General features: G+C 70.8%; 12 protein-coding genes and 2 tRNA genes. 10 read left to right on the top strand and 4 right to left on the bottom strand.

Annotation, left to right across the window (positions count from 1 at the left end):
• Positions 1-682 precede the first annotated feature (682 nt).
• On the top strand, positions 683-1,486 hold the full coding sequence (locus AB0G52_RS23470) for a DNA-formamidopyrimidine glycosylase family protein (protein ID WP_361338333.1): 804 nt from the start codon (positions 683-685) through the stop codon (positions 1,484-1,486).
• Between the two features lie 25 nt (positions 1,487-1,511).
• Here the strand turns inward: AB0G52_RS23470 and AB0G52_RS23475 are convergent, their stop codons facing one another.
• On the bottom strand, positions 1,512-2,753 hold the full coding sequence (locus AB0G52_RS23475; protein WP_361338335.1) for a GNAT family N-acetyltransferase: 1,242 nt from the start codon (positions 2,751-2,753) through the stop codon (positions 1,512-1,514).
• Positions 2,754-2,927: 174 nt separating this feature from the next.
• Between AB0G52_RS23475 and AB0G52_RS23480 the strand changes: the two genes are divergently transcribed.
• Positions 2,928-4,091 (top strand): PP2C family protein-serine/threonine phosphatase, encoded by a 1,164-nt coding sequence (locus AB0G52_RS23480; protein ID WP_361338337.1) that lies wholly within the window; start codon positions 2,928-2,930, stop codon positions 4,089-4,091.
• A complete protein-coding gene (locus AB0G52_RS23485) occupies positions 4,088-4,540 on the top strand; it encodes an HD domain-containing protein (RefSeq protein ID WP_361338339.1) in 453 nt (150 codons plus the stop codon). The genes AB0G52_RS23480 and AB0G52_RS23485 overlap by 4 nt, the downstream gene beginning before the upstream one ends.
• A 6-nt stretch (positions 4,541-4,546) precedes the next feature.
• Here AB0G52_RS23485 and AB0G52_RS23490 read toward each other — a convergent pair whose 3' ends face one another.
• Positions 4,547-5,692 (bottom strand): acyltransferase family protein, encoded by a 1,146-nt coding sequence (locus AB0G52_RS23490; RefSeq protein ID WP_361338341.1) that lies wholly within the window; start codon positions 5,690-5,692, stop codon positions 4,547-4,549.
• 460 nt (positions 5,693-6,152) lie between these two features.
• On the opposite strand from AB0G52_RS23490, the gene AB0G52_RS23495 reads away from it, so the two are divergent.
• Positions 6,153-6,347, top strand: a complete 195-nt coding sequence (locus AB0G52_RS23495) for a hypothetical protein (protein ID WP_046734331.1) — start codon at positions 6,153-6,155, stop codon at positions 6,345-6,347.
• A 98-nt stretch (positions 6,348-6,445) separates the two neighbouring features.
• Here the strand turns inward: AB0G52_RS23495 and AB0G52_RS23500 are convergent.
• Positions 6,446-6,516: transfer RNA gene (locus AB0G52_RS23500), tRNA-Gly, on the bottom strand.
• A 164-nt stretch (positions 6,517-6,680) separates the two neighbouring features.
• Between AB0G52_RS23500 and AB0G52_RS23505 the strand changes: the two genes are divergently transcribed.
• The 5 genes from AB0G52_RS23505 to clpX all read left to right on the top strand — a co-directional run bounded on the left by AB0G52_RS23505 (position 6,681) and on the right by clpX (position 11,520).
• A tRNA-Pro gene (locus tag AB0G52_RS23505) sits at positions 6,681-6,757 on the top strand.
• Positions 6,758-6,944: 187 nt separating this feature from the next.
• Positions 6,945-8,345: a trigger factor gene (gene tig / locus AB0G52_RS23510; protein ID WP_165939242.1), complete on the top strand. Its 1,401-nt coding sequence runs from the start codon at positions 6,945-6,947 to the stop codon at positions 8,343-8,345.
• A gap of 344 nt (positions 8,346-8,689) precedes the next feature.
• Positions 8,690-9,295 (top strand): ATP-dependent Clp protease proteolytic subunit, encoded by a 606-nt coding sequence (locus AB0G52_RS23515; RefSeq protein ID WP_132887059.1) that lies wholly within the window; start codon positions 8,690-8,692, stop codon positions 9,293-9,295.
• A 70-nt stretch (positions 9,296-9,365) separates the two neighbouring features.
• A complete protein-coding gene (locus AB0G52_RS23520; RefSeq protein WP_132886826.1) occupies positions 9,366-10,031 on the top strand; it encodes an ATP-dependent Clp protease proteolytic subunit in 666 nt (221 codons plus the stop codon).
• Between the two features lie 202 nt (positions 10,032-10,233).
• Positions 10,234-11,520 (top strand): ATP-dependent Clp protease ATP-binding subunit ClpX, encoded by a 1,287-nt coding sequence (gene clpX / locus AB0G52_RS23525; RefSeq protein WP_132886825.1) that lies wholly within the window; start codon positions 10,234-10,236, stop codon positions 11,518-11,520.
• 78 nt (positions 11,521-11,598) lie between these two features.
• Here clpX and AB0G52_RS23530 read toward each other — a convergent pair whose 3' ends face one another.
• On the bottom strand, positions 11,599-12,585 hold the full coding sequence (locus AB0G52_RS23530) for a hypothetical protein (RefSeq protein WP_132886824.1): 987 nt from the start codon (positions 12,583-12,585) through the stop codon (positions 11,599-11,601).
• Positions 12,586-12,721: 136 nt separating this feature from the next.
• Here AB0G52_RS23530 and AB0G52_RS23535 point away from each other — a divergent pair, with 136 nt between their 5' ends.
• The gene (locus tag AB0G52_RS23535; protein WP_132886823.1) at positions 12,722-15,346 is read left to right on the top strand and encodes a valine--tRNA ligase; all 2,625 of its coding nucleotides are present in this window, start codon (positions 12,722-12,724) and stop codon (positions 15,344-15,346) included.
• The last annotated feature ends 272 nt before the right edge of the window (positions 15,347-15,618 follow it).

Here is a 15,618-nt window from a genome sequence, read left to right on the forward strand (position 1 = left end):
TTTTTGGGGTTGTTTTACTAAATCCCGGCCCCCCTCCCCCCCTTGCCCCCCCCCCCCCCCCCCCCCTAACCCCCGGGCCGGCCCCGGCCGGGCCGCGGACCCTGGCCCGCCGGGCCTGCACATCCTGGGTCACCGGCCCTCGGCCCCAAGGACCCCGGGGCCACCGGGGCCCGCGGACCCCGGGCCTGCGGGCCACTGGGCCTGCGGACCCCGGGCCTTCGATTCCCGGGCCCGCGGGTCACCGGGCCCGCGGGTCACCGGGCCTGCGGGCCACTGGGCCTGCGGGCCCCCGGCCTACTGGGCGGTGGGTCCCGGGTCACCGGGCCTGCGCACCTCGGACCTCCGGGCCACCGGGCCCTCGGCCCTCAGGGCCTGCGGACCTCCGGGTCACCGGGCCTCGGGCCCACCGGGCCTGCGGCCCCTGGCCCACCGGCCCACCTGGCCTGCGGGCCACGGGGCCCTCGGCCCCCCCCGGGCCTGCGAACCCCGGCCCCTGGCCCACCGGCCCACCTGGCCTGCGGGCCACCGGGCCCTCGGCCCCCGGGCCTGCGAACCCCGGGCCCCGGCCCACCGATCCGCCGGCCCGCTGACCTCGGGTCAGCGGCCCCCCGTCCACCGGCCCCCTCGCTCCTCGCTCCTCGGTCGATCGAGTCAGCAGGTGGGCGGAAAGGAAACCCGGCTCGTGCCAGAAGGGCACACGATTCACCGGCTGGCGCTGGACTACGGCCGTCTCACCGGCCCCGTCCGCGCCAGCAGCCCGCAGGGCAAGTTCTCCGACGCCGCGAGCCTCGTCGACGGCGCCCCCCTCGCCCGTACCGAGGCGCACGGCAAGCACCTCTTCCTCGGCTTCCGCGACAGCGACTGGGTGCACATCCACCTCGGCCTCTTCGGCAAGGTCACCTTCGGCCCCGTCCCCGCGCCCCCGGCCGCCGACACGGTCCGGCTGCGCCTCACCGACGCCACCTCCTACGTCGACCTGCGCGGCCCCACCACCTGCGCCCTGATCAACGACGCGGAGAAGGCGGCCGTACACGCCCGGCTCGGCCCCGACCCGCTCCGCGACGACGCCGACCCGGGCCTCGCCTACCGGCGGATCTCCCGCAGCCGCACCACCGTCGCCGCGCTGCTCATGGACCAGAAGGTCGTCGCGGGCGTCGGCAACGTCTACCGCGCCGAGGTGCTGTTCCGGCAGCGCATCGACCCCTACCGCGCCGGCCGGGACATCACCCCGGCGGAGTGGGACGCCGTCTGGGCCGACCTCGTCGCCCTCATGCACGAGGGGGTCCGCAACAACCGGATCGACACCGTCCGGCCCGAGCACACCCCGGAGGCGATGGGCCGCCCGCCGCGCGTCGACGACCACGGCGGAGAGGTGTACGTCTACCGCCGGGCCACCCTGCCCTGCCACCTCTGCGGCACCGAGATCCGCACCGCCGACCTCGCGTCCCGCAACCTCTTCTGGTGCCCCGGCTGCCAGCGGAGCTGACCGCCGCCCCCCGGGCGACCGCGTGTCAGAAACCGTGCGGCAGCCACGGCGGCACCGGCGACCCGAACGCCACCGACGCCTCCGCCAGCACCCCCGGCCGCAGCTCCCGCACCCGCCCGGCCCGCGCCAGCGACAGCAGGGAGACCCCGCCGAGGTACACCGTCCCCAACTCCCGCACGGACAACGCGAGGTCGGCCGCGTCGGACGTACGTTCGCAGGACGCGCCCTTGGCGTCCCCGGTGAGCCGCCAACGCCCCGCGTTCCAGGGGCAGAAGGCGTCGGCCACCTCCAGCACCACGTCCACCGGGGCCTGGTACGTACGCGCCGTGAGCGCCGCGCCGACGTCGACGAGCCGCACGTACCCCATGTCCCGCAGCCGCGTACGGCAGCGCCGGATGTCGGAGACCAGGTACTGCCAGGCGTCGTCGACCGGCCGCCTGCGCACCACCAGCGTCGTCATCAGGTCGATGCCGAACAGGAACCGCCACAGCGCCGCGTCGGTCGCCGGATCGAGGGCGGCCAGCTCCTCCAGCGTCACCGTGCCGTCGTGCCCGCCCGCCCCCCAGCCCAGCTTCGTACGGAACCGGGCGAACCCGGTGACCTCCCCGTCCCGCTCGGCGACCACGCACTGCAGCGCCGACGCCCCGTCCCGCTCGCTCTCCGGGTCCAGCAGCCCCACCTGCTCCCAGCCGGGCTGCCGGACCAGCATCCCGGGGCGCAGCGGCACGGTGCGCGCGTACACCGCCTCGCACTCGGCGAGCGCCTCGGCCGGCCCGGCGTACCGCAGCCGTACGGCGTCGGTGCCGGCCGGCACGTCCAGCGTCACCCGGCTCGTGTCGATGTCGGCGAGCAGCTGGTGGGTCGCGGCGCCGTACCCGAAGCGGCCGTAGATCGCCGGCTCGGAGGCGGTGAGCGCGGCGAGCGGCTCGCCCCACTCCCGCACGTCGTCCAGCTGGCGCCGCATCATCGACGTCAGCACCCCGCGCCGCCGGTGCGTCGCGGACACGCTCACCATGGTGACGCCCGCGGCGGGCAGCACGGCACCGCCCGGCACGGTCATGCGGAAGCGGAACGCCGCGGTCGTACCGACGAGTTCGGCCCCGTCCCACACGGCCAGCGCCCGCTCGGTCTCGGTGAGGGACCGGTCCAGCTCGCGTTCCCCGACCGAGGCCGGACCCGCCCCGAAGGCCCGCACCAGGTGGTCCCACCACCCGTCGAACTCCTCGCTACGCAGGACTTTCACGTCGGTCGGGCGTTCGGTCGTCATGCGTCATGCCTACCAGGGCATTGCAGGACGAGCCAGCGAATTTCTCCCGGACGGCGACGCGAGGCCTTCCGGTGAAGTTCACTGTGAAGTCGCACCTGAAGTTGAGTCTCGGACGGGGGACAAGTGGGACCTCCCGTGCCAAGCAGCTGGTCCGATGGATAGGGTCCCGAACTGATGGCAGCAGACGGAGAGCGGCGCGGGAAGGCCGAGACGCTGACGGCCCGGTGGAAGATGCAGTGGCACCGGGCCCGCGTCGGCGTGCGCAGAAGCGCCGTGGACTACTTCCGCGGCGACGGCTCCGACTGGATCGCCCTCGCCGGACTGCTCCTGACCATCCCCGTCCTCGCGGCCATGACCCTCGCCAACTCCGTGTGGTTCTCCCCGGCCACGCTGGTCCTGCCGATCGTCGCGGGCGGCCTGCTGCTGCGCCCGGCGAGCCTGCTCGGCCTGTACGCGGCCGCGGCGACGGCCCTGATCGTGGAGTCGGTACGGCTGGGCCCCTACACGGAGGGTCCCTCGCGGGTCACTCCCGGAGTGGTCCTGACCGTGGCCGCCTGCGGTTTCTTCGGACTGCTCACCGCACAGTTCCGCAGCCGCGTCGGCGTGCCCTGGCGGCGCGGCGGCACCATGCTCTTCGACCTGCGCGAACGCATCCGGGTGCAGAGCAAGCTGCCGAAGCTGCCGCCGGGCTGGCACCGCGAGATGGCCCTGCGGCCGGCCGGCGGGCAGTCCTTCTCCGGTGACTTCGTGGTCGCGGCCCGTACGAACAACGGCCGCACCATGGAGGTCGTCCTCACGGACGTCTCCGGCAAGGGCATGGACGCCGCGTCCCGGGCGCTGCTGCTCTCCGGGGCGTTCGGCGGCCTGCTGGGCTCCCTGCCCCCGCACGCCTTCCTCCCGGCCGCCAACGGCTACCTGCTCCGCCAGGACTGGGACGAAGGCTTCGCGACCTCCATCCACCTGGTCCTCGACCTCGACTCCGGTGACTACGAGCTGTACTCCGCGGGCCACCCGCCGGGCCTCCAGCTCAGCGCGGGCAGCGGCCGCTGGGAGGAGAAGGCCGCGGAGGGCCCGCTCCTCGGCGTGTACGACGGCGCCCAGTTCGACTCCGTCAAGGGCTCCCTGCGCCCCGGAGACGTCCTGATGCTCTTCACGGACGGCCTGGTGGAGACGTCCGACCGGGACATCGTGGAGGGCATCGACCGACTGACGGGCGAGGCCGACCGCTATGTCGCCGGCGGCTTCCACGGCGCGGCCTGGCACCTGATCGAGGCGGTCGCCAAGGACGTGAACGACGACCGGGCCCTGCTGCTGATCTGCCGCGAGGCGGCGAGATGACCGCGCCCCGCCTCTCCCTCCCCGAGGTCGAGAGACTCGCCCGGGCCGCCCACGCCGGTCAGACCGACAAGGCGGGCCGTCCCTACGTCGAGCACCTGGCGGCCGTGGCCGACGGGGTACGGGCCCGCGGCGGGGACGACGACCAGATCGCCGCCGCCTGGCTGCACGACTCGGTCGAGGACGAGGCCCTGACCGAGCAGTGGCTGGCGGCCGCGCCGCTGAGCGACCGTACGAAAGCCGTCGTACTCGCCCTCACCAGGCGTGCGGGCGAGCCGCCCGAGTCGTACGCCGGCCGCATCCTCGGCACGCCGGGCGCACTGCTCGTCAAGGAGGCCGACCTCGCGCACAACGCCGACCCCGGGCGGCTCGCCGTACTGGACGCGGCCACCCGGAAACGGCTGACGGAGAAGTACGCCCGGATGCGCGCCCTCCTCGGCCTGCCGGCGTAGTGTGCGTCAGGCGTTGACCGGCTCCCGGCTGCCCCGGCTCCGCGCGCTCTCCTGACCCTGACGCCCCCGCTCCCGGGCCGCCGCCACCGCGTCGCGCCGGAACGCCCAGTCCATCCTCGGCTCCATGGCGAACCGGAACACCCGCCGGACCGGGCCGGTGCACAGCAGCGTCACCCCCGCCCCGGCGACCGCGGTGACGAGGATCTCGCCGAGCGGCCCGTGCAGCCACCGCGCGTCGAACCAGCCCTCGTGGTCGGCGTACTTCACGACGAAACCGTGCAGCAGGTAGCCGTAGAGCGTGCCGGCGCCCAGGGCCGTGCACCACATCCGCCGGCCCGGTATCCAGGAGAGGAAGCAGGCGGTCAGCAGCAGCGAGCAGCCGAACAGGGCGAGCACCATCACCGGCCCGCACCACCACGGCGCGCCCAGTTCCTGCGCCGAGTCACGGTGGTAGAACCAGCCGGTGTTCATGCGCGGCACCGACCACCACGCGAACAGCAGCGCGGCGGCGAACACCGGCACCGCGGCGATCCGCACCGGCCACCGGCGCACCAGCCGGAAGTGCTCGGGCCGCAGGCACAGACCGAGCACGAAGTAGGGCAGGAACTGCAGCACCCGCTGGAGGTCCAGGTCGTCACCGATGCTGGGGGAGACGGACGCCAGCATCGCGACGACGAAGGCGAGCGGGAGGGGGTGGCGGACGGTCCGCCAGATCGGGGTGGTCAGCCGCCAGACGAACAGGGCGCACAGGAACCAGGTCAGGTACCAGGGGTCGAGCAGGCTGATGTCCTGGTCGGCGGCCCCGCCGACGTAGCGCTGGAAGAGGGAGTAGGCCGTCTCGAACAGGACGTACGGCACCACGACGCCGGTGACCAGCTTCCGCACCCGGTCCGGGCGCATGTCGAAGGTCCGCGAGAAGTAGCCGGAGATGATGATGAACGCCGGCATGTGGAACGCGTAGACGACGGTGTACATCGCCTCCAGGACGCGGCTGTCGCCCTTCAGCGGCTCCCATGAGTGACCCATCGCGACCAGCACGATCGCCAAATACTTGGCGTTGTCGAAGAACGCGTCGCGGGGTCTGCCGGGCGGCGGCGGGGCCGGGAGGCGGGGTGTTCGGTTCTGGCCGGGGGACGTGGCGGCGTCAGACATCTGAGGCACCCTAGCGGCGCCTGTGCGATTTCGTAAAACCACCGAAGCGAATACTGCTTATGCGCGACCACTGCCACCGAAACGCCGGATGACGCAAGCGGATTGACGCCGATCCCTATGCGGTTCCATCCCGCACTTCCATCCGTGATGTCCCTTTTCATCCTGATGAAATGCCGCATATCGGCCCGTTGTGCGCCGCCCTTGCCGCGCCTGTGAGGACAATTCGAATTACCTGCGCACGGGTTGTGTGGACATGGAAACCAAGGCCGTCAATTACCGTGCGCCCGAGGGCGGGTGGGCCCTCGAATTACCGTGCGAGCGGTTGTCGGAGTGGGGCCTGTTGTCCACGTTGTGTCACGAGCCGCATAGTGCGGCCGGGTTGGTGGCACGATGGATCTGGCGGGGGTGCGGGCCGTACCCCTGGGCCGGGAGAGCGGACCGACCGAGGGTGTGATCAGTTGTGGCCATTTCACTGTCTGTGGTGCTGCTGTTGGCGATCGTCCTGGTAGTGCTGATGAGAGGGGGCAGCATCAAGGCGGGCCCCGCCATCGTCGCCGTGCTCTTCGGCTTCTTCCTCGCCTCGACCGGGATGGCCCCGTCCATCCAGCGCTTCCTCGACTCGCTGGCGCAGACCATAAACTCGATCAACTTCTGATCCCGCGCGACGAACCACGCGACGGACCGCTCCCTGGGCACGCCGAAGGCCCAGGGAGCGGGTAGACCTACCCTCACACCTGGGCCTTCGGCATACAGAGCGGGCGACGGGAATCGAACCCGCGTAGCTAGTTTGGAAGACTAGGGCTCTACCATTGAGCTACGCCCGCACAGCACGCGCCGCAGGTCGGTGACCGCGGCACAGGAGGCATCGTAGCGGGTCGCCCGGTGCCGAGGCCAACAGGCCGGGCGGCGGGGACGCGCGCCCGGCCCGGGTGCACAATGCGGCCGACGCGGGCGTGCCCGGGCATGTACCCTACGTGTCGCACCGAAACGGGGTGTGGCGCAGCTTGGTAGCGCGTCCGCTTTGGGAGCGGAAGGCCGTGGGTTCAAATCCCGCCACCCCGACCACCACCTGACGGCGTCCGTCTTGATCGCCTTTTGGGGCGCTGAGCGGCTGCGGTTACTATGCAAGCTGCGCGCCCGTGTGTCCCGGCCCGCCAGACGGCGGCCTACGAACTCCTCCGGGCGGCGAAACTCCGCCGGGCCCCTCTGGCCCCGGCAGAACCCGAGAAGTCAGCCACAAGGAGACCGAACCGTGAAGAGCGCCGTGGAGACCCTGAACCCGACCCGGGTTCGGCTCACTGTCGAGGTGCCCTTCGAGGAGCTCAAGGACAGCCTCGACGCGGCGTACAAGAAGATCAACCAGCAGGTCACGGTGAAGGGCTTCCGCAAGGGCAAGATCCCGGCCCGCGTCATCGACCAGCGGTTCGGCCGCGGTGCGGTCCTGGAGGAGGCCGTCAACGACGCGCTTCCGAAGTTCTACACCGACGCGGTCAACGAGGCCGAGCTGAGCCCCCTGGGCCAGCCCGACGTCGACATCACCGAGCTGAAGGACGGCGACACGCTGAACTTCACCGCCGAGGTCGACGTCCGCCCCGCCCTCGAGATCCCGGACTACACCGGCATCGAGGTCGAGGTCGACGCCGTCGAGGTGACCGACGAGGACGTCGAGAAGTCCGTGGAGCAGCTCCGCGAGCGCTTCGCCTCGACCTCTCCCGTCGAGCGCCCCGCCGAGGACGGCGACGTCGTCACCATCGACCTGGAGGCCAAGGTCGACGGCGAGGTGCTGGAGGACGGCATCGCCAACGGCGTCTCCTACACCATCGGCTCCGGCGAGCTGCTCGACGGCATCGACGACGCCGTCAAGGGCAAGTCGGCCGGCGAGGAGGCCACCTTCACCTCCGAGCTCAAGGGCGGCTCCGCGGCCGGCAAGGAGGCCGAGGTCACCGTAAAGATCACCCAGGTCGCCGCGCGTGAACTGCCCGAGCTGGACGACGAGTTCGCGCAGCTCGCCTCCGAGTTCGACACCCTGGAGGAGCTGAAGGCGGACAGCCGCAAGCGGCTCGCCAACATGAAGACGTACGACCAGGCCACCCAGGCCCAGGAGCGCGTCCTCGAGAAGCTCCTGGAGCTCGTCGAGGTGCCCGTCCCCGAGAAGCTCCTCGAGGACGAGATCAACACCCGCAAGCACAACCTGGAGCACCACCAGCTCGGCCAGATGGGCCTCGACCTCGAGAAGTACCTGGAGATCCAGGGCAAGACCGCCGAGGAGTTCGAGACCGAGACCCGCGAGGCCGCGGTCAAGGGCATCAAGACCCAGTTCGTCCTCGACGAGCTGGTCAAGAAGGAGAACCTCAACGTCAACCAGGAGGAGCTCACCGAGCACCTCATGCGGCGTGCGGCCTCCTCCGGCATGTCCCCCGACCAGTTCGCCCAGGCCGTCGTCGAGGGCGGCCAGGTCCCGCTCCTGGTCGGCGAGGTCGCCCGCGGCAAGGCCCTGGCCGTCGTGGTCGAGGCCGCCACGGTGAAGGACACCAACGGCGAGATCGTCGACCTCGACGACGAGGACGAGGACGAGGCGGAGACCGCGACGGAGGCCCCTGAGGCCGCCGCCGAGGCCGCCGACGCCACCGGCGAGGAGAAGACCGAGGGCTGAGCCCTCCGGCGCCCGTAACGGCGTACAGGGGCCCCTGGGACCGCGCATCCCCGGGGCCCTTCCGTCGTTCCCGGGCTGCGACGCGCCCCTGAGGGGCGCGCGGAACCGCGCGACGAGCCACGGCGCACGCGCACGCGCCCAGGCGCCCCACAACCACGGCGCGTGGCGACCGGCCCGCCGCCGTAGCCGCTACGCCCCCGGCGAACAGCCCTCTTACCGGGATTCCCCGAAGGGACCATCGCGTTAGGGTCCATGAGTACGAGGGCAGCCAAGCCCCCGGCTACGGAAACGTGAGACGGCCCGGCGCCGTCGTAAGACGAGCAGGTGGATACGTGACGAATCTGATGCCCTCCGCCGCCGGCGAGCCTTCCATCGGTGGTGGCCTCGGCGACCAGGTCTACAACCGGCTGCTCGGCGAGCGGATCATCTTCCTCGGCCAGCAGGTCGACGACGACATCGCCAACAAGATCACCGCGCAGCTGCTGCTCCTTGCGGCCGACCCCGACAAGGACATCTTCCTCTACATCAACAGCCCCGGCGGCTCGGTGACGGCCGGCATGGCGATCTACGACACCATGCAGTTCATCCCGAACGACGTGGTGACCATCGGCATGGGCATGGCGGCCTCGATGGGCCAGTTCCTGCTCACCGGCGGCACCGCCGGCAAGCGCTTCGCCCTGCCGCACACGGACATCATGATGCACCAGGGCTCCGCGGGCCTCGGCGGTACGGTCTCGGACATCAAGATCCAGGCCCAGTACCTGCTGCGCACCAAGAAGACCATGACGGAGCTGACCGCGCTGCACTCCGGCCAGTCGATCGAGACGATCCTCCGCGACGCCGACCGCGACCGCTGGTTCACCCCGGAAGAGGCCAAGGAGTACGGTCTCATCGACGGGATCATCACGCATGCCTCCGGTGTTCCGGGAGGCGGTGGCACCGGCGCCTGAGACCAGGCCCGGCCACGCCACGCTCCGCGACTCCAGCCCCCCGAACGCCACCAGGACGGTGAACACCCTCATGAGCAACTTCCCCGGCGCCGCTGACGCCCGCTACGACGGGCCCCGGCCCGACGCCCGCTACGTCATCCCGCGCTTCGTCGAGCGCACCTCCCAGGGCATCCGCGAGTACGACCCGTACGCGAAGCTCTTCGAGGAGCGCGTGATCTTCCTCGGCGTCCAGATCGACGACGCCTCCGCCAACGACGTCATGGCGCAGCTGCTGTGCCTGGAGTCGATGGACCCCGACCGGGACATCTCGATCTACATCAACAGCCCGGGCGGCGACATGACCGCCCTCACGGCGATCTACGACACGATGCAGTTCGTGAAGCCCGACATCCAGACGGTCTGCATGGGCCAGGCGGCCTCCGCCGCGGCCATCCTGCTGGCCGCCGGCACGCCCGGCAAGCGCATGGCGCTGCCGAACTCCCGGGTGCTGATCCACCAGCCGGCCGGCTCCACCGGCCGGGGCCAGCTCTCCGACCTGGAGATCATCGCCAACGAGTTCACGCGGATGCGCGACCAGCTGGAGGACATGCTGGCCAAGCACTCCAACCGGCCGATCGAGCAGGTCCGCGAGGACATCGAGCGCGACAAGATCCTCACGGCCGAGGAAGCGCTCGAGTACGGCATCGTGGACCAGATCATCTCCACCCGGAAGATGAACAACTCGTCCGTCCGCTGACCGAGGCCGCTGACAGAGGATGTATTCTCTGCCGCCCTTGGCACGGTTTGACCACGTGCCCGGCAAGGCGCACGTCACAGTGAACCGTGCCAAGGGGGGCCCGTACGGGGGGCCCGGCAAGGTACCGTCGACATAAGGCAGCACCAGGAGCCGCTGGATTCGACAGAGTCCAGGCGTCTCCCAGGCGAAGGGGAAGCACACCGTGGCACGCATCGGTGACGGCGGCGATCTGCTCAAGTGCTCGTTCTGCGGCAAGAGCCAGAAGCAGGTCAAGAAGCTCATCGCAGGGCCCGGTGTGTACATCTGCGACGAGTGCATCGATCTCTGCAACGAGATCATCGAGGAGGAGCTCGCCGAGACGAGCGAGGTGCGCTGGGAGGAACTCCCCAAGCCCCGCGAGATCTACGAGTTCCTGGAGGGCTACGTGGTGGGCCAGGAGCCCGCCAAGAAGGCCCTCTCGGTCGCGGTGTACAACCACTACAAGCGCGTCCAGGCAGGGGAGAACGGCGGCGCCCAAGGCCGTGACGACGCCATCGAGTTGGCGAAGTCCAACATCCTGCTGCTGGGCCCCACGGGCTCCGGCAAGACCCTCCTGGCGCAGACCCTGGCCCGCATGCTGAACGTCCCGTTCGCGATCGCCGACGCCACCGCGCTGACGGAGGCCGGCTACGTGGGCGAGGACGTCGAGAACATCCTCCTCAAGCTGATCCAGGCCGCCGACTACGACGTCAAGAAGGCCGAGACCGGGATCATCTACATCGACGAGATCGACAAGGTCGCCCGGAAGAGCGAAAACCCGTCGATCACCCGGGACGTCTCCGGCGAGGGCGTCCAGCAGGCCCTGCTGAAGATCCTCGAAGGCACCACGGCCTCCGTGCCGCCGCAGGGCGGCCGCAAGCACCCGCACCAGGAGTTCATCCAGATCGACACGACGAACGTGCTGTTCATCGTGGGCGGCGCGTTCGCCGGACTGGAGAAGATCATCGAGTCCCGGGCGGGCGCCAAGGGCATCGGCTTCGGCGCCACCATCCGCTCCAAGCGGGAGCTGGAGGCCAAGGACCAGTTCGAGGACGTCATGCCCGAGGACCTGGTCAAGTTCGGCATGATCCCCGAGTTCATCGGCCGCCTCCCCGTCATCACCAGCGTCCACAACCTGGACCGGGAAGCCCTCCTCCAGATCCTCGTCGAGCCGCGCAACGCGCTGGTCAAGCAGTACCAGCGCCTGTTCGAACTCGACGGCGTGGAACTGGACTTCGAGCGCGAGGCCCTGGAGGCCATCGCCGACCAGGCCATCCTCCGCCAGACCGGCGCCCGCGGCCTGCGCGCCATCATGGAGGAGGTCCTGATGTCGGTGATGTACGAGGTGCCGTCCCGCAAGGACGTGGCCCGCGTCGTCATCACGGCCGACGTCGTCCACTCCAACGTCAACCCGACCCTGATCCCCCGCGACGCCCGCGGCCGGGGGTCGGGCGAGCAGAAGTCGGCGTGACCGCGCTCGACACACAAGCACACGGAAGCGCCGGGCCCTCCTCGGAGGTGCCCGGCGCTTTCGTCCTCCTCCGCCCGCCTACCTGGCGACGCGCACCTCACCCCGCACGTCGGCGGCGATCTTCGCCGACTCGTCGACGCTGTACGACTTCACCGCCGCCGTCGGCTCCACGATGCCGATGGTGCTGTAGTCCGCCCAGATGCACAGGTACGCCGTCTGGACCTTGCCGGTGAGCTGGTTCTTGCCCTTCGCCTGCTGGCACTTCATCACCGCGCCGTCCAGGCCGGCCGGGGACACGGACTGCGCGTCGCCGACGAACTGCACGCCGTCGGACGAGGAACCGTCCTTCTTCATGTTCGCGAAGGTGGTGTCGAGCGCCGTCTGCGGGTCCTTCACCGTGCCGTACAGCCCGAACAGGGTGACGTTCTCGGCGGTCTGCGCCTTCGCCACGTCCGTCGGATCGGTGAGCTTCAGGGACTGCAGGTCGACGGTCGAGTAGATCGCGTTGACCGAGGTGGCGTCGGTGACACCGGCCTGGGCGAGGTCCTTCGCGTCGCTCGAACTCGTCTTCTCCTCGCTGGAGTCACCCACCCGCTGGTACTTGGCGGACAGCAGGGAGGCCGGCGCGGTGAGCTTGTGCGGCCCGTCGTCCTTCAGCCCGCTCCCGCCGCCCGCGAGCACGAAGTACGCGCCCACCGCGACGGCGGCCACCACCGCCACCGCCCCGATGACCAGGCCCGTCTTCTTCTTCCCGCCCCCCGGAGCCGGCGGCTGCGGAGCGCCGTAGGGCGGCTGGCCGTACGGGGGCTGACCGTAGGGCGGCGGCTGCTGACCGTACGGGTTCTGCTGCGGGGGAACGCCCTGCTGCTGCGGGTAGCCGTACCCCGGCTGTTGCGCGGGCTGCTGCCCGTAGGGCCCGGGCTGGGCCGGCGGCGCCTGCTGGGGGTAGCCGTAGCCGGGCTGGGGCGCCTGCGGCGGCGAGCCGTACGGACCCGGCTGCTGCCCGTACGGTCCCGGCTGCTGAGGCGGCGGCCCCCCGTACGGGCCCGGCTGGTTGTAGCTCATCTCTGGGTTCCCCTCCAGATGCTCATGTGTTCCTGACATCCTGGCGCAGTCACAGGGGACCCATGGCGCGGGGGTCTTCGCCGTTACAGAACAAACGCGTTTCGGGACACGCCCGGGACACCTCTAAACTGAGCCCGTGACCGACAACGCTCAGCAGCAGCCCACCGCGCCCAGCACCGAACTGCCGACCCAGTACGCGCCGGCCGATGTAGAGCGGACGCTGTACGAGCGCTGGGTGGAGCGCGGTTACTTCGCGGCCGACGCCAAGAGCGACAAGCCCGCGTACACCATCGTCATCCCCCCGCCGAACGTCACCGGCTCACTGCACCTGGGCCACGCCTTCCAGCACACGCTGATGGACGCGCTGACCCGCCGCAAGCGCATGCAGGGCTTCGAGGCGCTGTGGCTGCCGGGCATGGACCACGCCGGCATCGCCACCCAGAACAAGGTCGAGCAGCAGCTCGCCGAGGAGGGCAAGTCCCGCCACGACCTGGGCCGCGAGGAGTTCGTCGAGCGGGTCTGGCAGTGGAAGGAAGAGTACGGCGGCAAGATCCTCGGCCAGATGCGCCGGCTCGGCGACGGCGTCGACTGGGACCGCGAGCGCTTCACCATGGACGAGGGGCTGTCCAAGGCCGTCCAGACCATCTTCAAGAAGCTCTACGACGACGAGCTGATCTACCGCGCCGAGCGCATCATCAACTGGTGCCCGCGCTGTCTGACGGCCATCTCGGACATCGAGGTGGAGTACCAGGAGGACGACGGCGAGCTGGTCTCCATCAAGTACGGCGAAGGCGAGGAGACGCTGGTCGTCGCCACCACCCGCGCGGAGACGATGCTCGGTGACACGGCCGTCGCCGTCCACCCCGACGACGAGCGGTACCGCCACCTCGTCGGCAAGCGCATCAAGCTCCCGCTGACCGACCGCACCATCCCGGTCGTCGCGGACACGCACGTCGACCCGGAGTTCGGCACCGGCGCCGTCAAGGTCACCCCGGCCCACGACCCGAACGACTTCGCGATCGGCCAGCGTCACGGCCTGGAGGCCATCACCGTGATGGACGAGCGCGCCGTCATCACGGCCCACGGCCCCTTCCAGGGCCTGGACCGCTTCGAGGCGCGCTCCGCGATCGTCGGCGCCCTGCGCTCGCAGGGCCGGATCGTCGCCGAGAAGCGTCCCTACGTCCACTCCGTCGGCCACTGCTCGCGCTGCAAGACCACCATCGAGCCGCGCCTGTCCATGCAGTGGTGGGTCAAGGTCGGCCCGCTCGCGCAGGCCGCGGGCGACGCGGTCCGCGACGGCCGGGTCAAGATCCACCCCGAGGACATGTCGAAGCGGTACTTCGACTGGGTCGACAACATGCACGACTGGTGCATCTCGCGCCAGCTGTGGTGGGGCCACCGCATCCCCGTCTGGTACGGCCCGGACGGCGAGGTCGTCTGCGTCGGCCCCGACGAGCAGCCGCCCACCGGTGAGGGCTGGACGCAGGACACCGACGTCCTCGACACCTGGTTCTCCTCCGGCCTGTGGCCGTTCTCCACCCTCGGCTGGCCCGAACAGACCGCCGACCTGCGGAAGTTCTACCCGACCGACGTCCTGCTCACCGGCCACGACATCATCTTCTTCTGGGTCGCCCGGATGATGATGTTCGGCCTCTACGCCATGGACGGCGAGGTCCCCTTCCGCACCATCGCGCTGACCGGCCTGGTCCGTGACGAGCGCGGCAAGAAGATGTCGAAGTCCTTCGGCAACGTCGTCGACCCGCTGGACTGGATGGACAAGTACGGCTCCGACGCCGTCCGCTTCACCCTGGCCCGCGGTGCCAACCCCGGCACCGACGTCCCGATCGGCGAGGACTGGGTCCAGGCGTCCCGCAACTTCGCCAACAAGATCTGGAACGCGACCCGGTTCGCGCTGATGAACGGCGCGACCGTCGAGGGTCCGCTCCCGGACGCCGCCGAGATGTCGGCGACCGACCGCTGGATCCTCTCCCGCCTGAACGAGACGGTCGCGGAAGTCGACGCGTTCTACGACGACTTCCAGTTCGCGAAGCTGTCCGACTCCCTCTTCCACTTCGCGTGGGACGAGGTCTTCGACTGGTACGTCGAGCTGTCCAAGACCACCTTCCAGGCGGGCGGCCGGGGCGCCGAGGTCTCCCAGCGCGTCCTCGGCGAGGTCCTCGACGTCACGCTCAAGCTGCTCCACCCGGTCGTCCCGTTCGTCACGGACACCCTGTGGACCACGCTGACCGGCGGCGAGTCCGTCGTGATCGCCGACTGGCCGAAGGACTCGGGCTTCCGGGACCAGGCCGCCGAACGCGAGATCGAAACCCTCCAGTCCGTCATCACCGAGGTCCGCCGCTTCCGCGCCGACCAGGGCCTCCAGCCCGGCCAGCGGGTCCCGGCGCGCCTCACCCTGGACGGCACGGCGCTGGCCCCGCACGAGGCCGCGATCCGCCAGCTGCTGCGCCTCCAGCCGGAGGGCGACGCTTTCACCGCCACCGCCACCCTGCCGGTCGCCGGCGCCGAGGTCGCCCTGGACCTGTCCGGCACCATCGACGTCGCCGCCGAGCGCAAGCGCCTGGCGAAGGACCTCGCGGCGGCCGAGAAGGAGAAGGCACAGGCGACGGCCAAGCTCGGCAACGAGGCGTTCCTGGCGAAGGCCCCGGACAACGTGGTGGACAAGATCCGCGGCCGCCTCGCCAAGGCGGAGGAGGACATCACCCGCCTCCAGACCCAACTGAACCGCCTCCCCGAGGCCTGACCCCCAACCCCCCGACGGGCGCCCCGCCCTCCACCAGGAGAGCGGGGCACCCGCCTGCGCCCGCGTCGCCCCCCCGTCCACCGACCATGACGCCACCTGGCGCCCCCTCCCGCAGGCGCCGAGCACACCGCCCGTGCCCGCTCCCCGGCCCAGCCCCGCCGCCCAGCCACACGGCCACCCGGCATCCCTGCGCGGGCGTCGAGGAAGTCACCCCCGGTCGTCCGACGCCGTCCGCCCTGGCGCCTTCCCCGTCCCGCAGCGGCCGACCGGCC

The sequence above is a fragment of the Streptomyces sp. NPDC021562 genome (assembly GCF_040640875.1).
Lineage (GTDB): Bacteria > Actinomycetota > Actinomycetes > Streptomycetales > Streptomycetaceae > Streptomyces.